Here is a 1,607-nt window from a genome sequence, read left to right on the forward strand (position 1 = left end):
AAAGCCCCTGCGGAGGCCTGAGCTTCTACGCGGTCCTGCGCGAACTCCAGGCCTTACTCGCGGTCTAGACAGGCGTCTGCCACACCTGCCGACAACCCGTCCAGACCCAGACACCCACATCCGCAACGACCCGGGTCAACAACACCTACCAAAGCACTACTACTAGGTGTGCTGGTCTGGACGGTGTGGCGTCGGAGCGGCAAGGCAAGGCAAGGCAAGGCAAGGCGGTATCGTCAGCTTGAATGCCCGGTCTCGCCGAACTCGAACTGGGCCGACTTTCCAGCTGTGTAGGCGGCCTGAAGGCGCGGCGTTGCGTGGCCAAAGCTTGGGTACAGCAGGTGGTCCTCGGGTAGGTCGTCGCCGCGGTATGGGCACCACCCGATCTGGCCGTGGACCTTCAAGATGATCCGGCCGCAGAGGCCGCAATCCGTCCACCACCAGGGCGAGGTGCCGGGCTCTGCACCTTCTTGAGGGATGATCATGTAGGCAGTGGGTCCGAAGCCAAGTTCCCATTTGGCAGGCCCGGTGAGGAAAGGTGCCCACCCGATGTCGTCGACCCAGCGGTACTCCGGCACATGGTCCACGAACTCGTTGAGGCTCATGTTCGTCAAGCTGGCTGGGGCTGGCAAGTCCACCTCGCCGAAGTAGATGCAGGTCCGGAGACTCGTTCCAGTGCTTAGCGCCTGCGCCTTGCGGACCTCGATGTCGGTCGGGAACTCGCCCTTCACCTCGAACCACATTGCCAGCTCGGTGTTCGGGTAGAGCTGGAAGTCGGGTAGATACGCTCCGGCATCACCGAGGCTGAAGCCCTCGGGCTCGTACCGCCATGGGATACCGAGGGTGTCGAAGAAGACCGCCCACCTGGCCTCCCGGCGGGACCTGAACCGGTAGCCGGCGTAGCGAGTCTTGATCGGGGTGATTCGCCCCATGGACCGTCTCCTCGAGATAGGTAAGAGGTCGCGCAGATTGGGTGGGGCGGCCTCACCCGCTATGAGGAGCAGGCACGGGCTTGGTGATCACGAAGCTGAATGCGCTTCGTGATCACCATAGGTGTGCCTGCGCGTTGCCATCATGGCTGACTGCCACACCGTGGGACCAGTTTGGCGCGCTGATCCCACTTCGACCAGTGATCGATCCCACCCGTCCGCTGGGCTGCCACCGGCGCCGGATCTCGGATCGGATCGTGTTCGAGAAGCTCGTCTAGATGTCGCGGTTCGCTGTTCGTACGAGGCGATAGCCGACACCACGTGCGCGGCATCACGATCCGCAACAGATGCGACGAATGGATCAAGCCGGATTGTTCACCCAGTTCAAGCAGATCGCGCTGGAGGCGTACGACTGCATGGTGGGCCTGTTGCTGGAGAAAATCGCGGTGGACGGGTGCATCACCAAGGCTCCAGGTGGTTCGCGCGCAGCCCACCCAACAACGGCGGACTCCTTCGCATCAGCGCACCCGCACTCCCACTCGGCGGCTCCGAAATCCGTGTCACCGGAACCCATCCCGGCTTACCCATCGTGCCCGTCACCGCCCCGATTCTCGTCTGGGACCCTGCAACCGCCGCTGTCTGAAGCCCGGCACGTACCCGTACGGCGTCCACTCATCGGCA

General features: G+C 63.3%; 1 protein-coding gene and 1 pseudogene. One reads left to right on the forward strand and one right to left on the reverse strand.

Going from position 1 to position 1,607, the window contains the following annotated elements; all coding sequences use genetic code 11:
- Positions 1 to 233 precede the first annotated feature (233 nt).
- Entirely contained in the window at positions 234 to 929 is a 696-nt protein-coding gene (locus ABZX02_RS43860) for a hypothetical protein (RefSeq protein ID WP_355307960.1), read from the reverse strand.
- 95 nt (positions 930 to 1,024) lie between these two features.
- Here ABZX02_RS43860 and ABZX02_RS43865 point away from each other — a divergent pair.
- A pseudogene (locus tag ABZX02_RS43865) lies at positions 1,025 to 1,417 on the forward strand (IS5/IS1182 family transposase); the annotation flags it as partial.
- Positions 1,418 to 1,607 lie beyond the last annotated feature (190 nt).

The organism is Lentzea sp. NPDC003310 (assembly GCF_040610935.1).
Lineage (GTDB): Bacteria > Actinomycetota > Actinomycetes > Mycobacteriales > Pseudonocardiaceae > Lentzea.

Bases quoted from the DNA above. Each gene is read 5' to 3' on its own strand.
- ABZX02_RS43860 (WP_355307960.1), bottom strand. From the start codon at position 929: ATGGGGCGAATCACCCCGATCAAGACTCGCTACGCCGGCTACCGGTTC.